At 44.7% G+C, this 2155-nt stretch carries 2 protein-coding genes; one reads left to right on the top strand and one right to left on the bottom strand.

Going from position 1 to position 2155, the window contains the following annotated elements:
* Window positions 1-23 precede the first annotated feature (23 nt).
* On the bottom strand, window positions 24-1196 hold the full coding sequence (locus B4K11_RS14080) for a YbfB/YjiJ family MFS transporter (protein WP_292955438.1): 1173 nt from the start codon (window positions 1194-1196) through the stop codon (window positions 24-26).
* A gap of 129 nt (window positions 1197-1325) precedes the next feature.
* On the opposite strand from B4K11_RS14080, the gene B4K11_RS14075 reads away from it, so the two are divergent.
* Window positions 1326-2155 (top strand): LysR substrate-binding domain-containing protein (locus B4K11_RS14075; protein WP_292959443.1); only part of this gene is annotated, 830 nt, incomplete at its 3' end.

Raw genomic sequence — 2155 nt, 5'->3', positions numbered from 1 at the left:
GGGGCGGTGCCCCTTAACTTGATTTAAACCGCATCTCGTTCAGTCGCAATCAACACAGCGGAAATAATTGCCCCGATCAATACAACTGCAGCAGCGATCCACAATCCTAAATCATAGTTACCTAGGCGTTCCGCTAAATTACCGGTAATTGCCGGTGCAATGATCTGAGCGACACCATAAGTTAAGGTCATTTTCCCCATTAATTTTGCAGGTTTAGTTGGATAAAAGCGTCCAGCCATGGTCAGGACTAAACTGACGATGCCAACAAAGGTACCCCCAAAAAGAATGGCACTTAGAATAACGGCTGTCGCCGATTCACTGACCGCGGGTAGCAGTATGCCGAAAATTTGGATGACGTAAGCAAGTAATAGCGCCATAAGTACGCCAACACGGCGGGCTACATGGTCCCAGAATATGCAAGCAGGTGCCGCAGCTAGGCCTAAGATAAGGAATACCATGGGCCCTATGCCTTGAAGCGACTCTTGTCGATCGACAATAGCGACGATGAACGTAGCGCTGATAACATAGCCGTATCCTGCACAGAAATATGCGGAAAGCATTAAATATAAAAAGCGCTTACTCGGCGGTTTATCAACGAGTTCTGCACCTGACACTGTCATTCCACTGGTGTTTGGTTTTGGCAACCAAGCCCATGCAGGTATGGCTAAAAGCACGCCTAGAGCGGTGAAAAGCCACCAAAGCTCTCTCCAATTAAAACTTACAGCCATTAGTTCTACAACAACTGCGCAAAAGGCGATGCCTAGTCCTATCCCAGAAAAGTGGATACCGAGTTCACTACGGAAGTTATTTCTCATTAACCAGTTCAGGATCAAACCTGATCCAATGAGCAATCCCGCTGCACTTGAGAGACCCGCAAAGAAACGCATAATCGACCAAACAATTACGTTATCTGTAATGGCCATTCCTGCGGTGGTAACAATTGCTACGATTAATCCCAACCGATAAAGACGATCTTTTAATTGAAGATCGCTTATGGATGCTGCAATCAACGCACCGCTCATATAGCCCATGTAATTGAATGTGGCTAACCAGCCGCCTAGGGCATCACTGAGGCCCACCTGTGCTTGTAAAATTGGTAGCATCGGTGTGTACGCAAAGCGTGCAACACCGAGCATTAAGATTAGGCTGAAGATTCCGGCTAAGAGTACTTTAAGCTTTTCAATCTGTGAGGGCATATGAACTCAGTGGGTATATAAAAAACTGGTATAAAGTAGGGTAACCCGCTTAAACTATCACTACAAATGAATATTAGAGAATGAATAGTTCACTTTAAGAGAATTGTTTATTTGGTTTGAGAGGCTGCTATGGAATTGATTTCATTAAAAACTTTTAAAACGGTTGCCGAGCAAGGGGGCGTATTAGCAGCATCTAAGTTACTCCATACGGTACAGTCTAATATAACAGCTCGGATCAAACGCTTAGAAGAGGAGTTGGATACCGCTCTGTTCTATCGTAAAGGGCGTAAACTGAAGTTAACGCCAGCTGGCACTACATTGCTGGAGTATGCAAATAAACTTATTCAGTTGGAGCAACAGGCGGGTATTGCGGTTAAACAAGTTGGTGAATCCGCTGGTGAGATTAGATTAGGTTCTATGGAATCATTTGCAGCCGTCAGAATGCCTGGTTTGGTTCAAACATTGAGAAAAGTGCATCCCAAATTACTTCCACGTATTAAGACAGAAACCAGTGGTGCTCTAATACAAGATATTTTGGATTACCGACTTGATGGTGCTTTTGTGGGTGGGCCTGTAGAGCATAAAGATCTGATCTGTAGACAGGTGCTTATGGAGGAGCTTGTACTGGTTTCTGCTAAGAATATTCCTGTTGCTGATTCGTTGATCATGTTTCGAGAGGGCTGTGCCTACAGAGAGAGAGCCCTGCGTTGGCTGCGAGATAATGGCCGTATTGATACCGAAGTGATGAATATGGGTACTCAAGAGGGGATTTTAGGCTGCGTTGCTGTGGGACTTGGCTTTACGCTGGTGCCACGTAAGGTAGTGGAGGAATCAAAGTATATTGATGATTTAAACCTTGAAGTGCTAGCTCCAGAATATAGTCAGGTGCCTACGTTATTGATAACCCATAAAGATGCTGCATCTATGGCGGGGATAGAAAAGCTACTTGGCATGTTTTA

It is taken from the genome of Neptuniibacter sp. UBA6509, from assembly GCA_002435145.1.
Lineage (GTDB): Bacteria > Pseudomonadota > Gammaproteobacteria > Pseudomonadales > Balneatricaceae > Neptuniibacter.
This window is presented reverse-complemented; position numbering and strand designations above follow the sequence as displayed.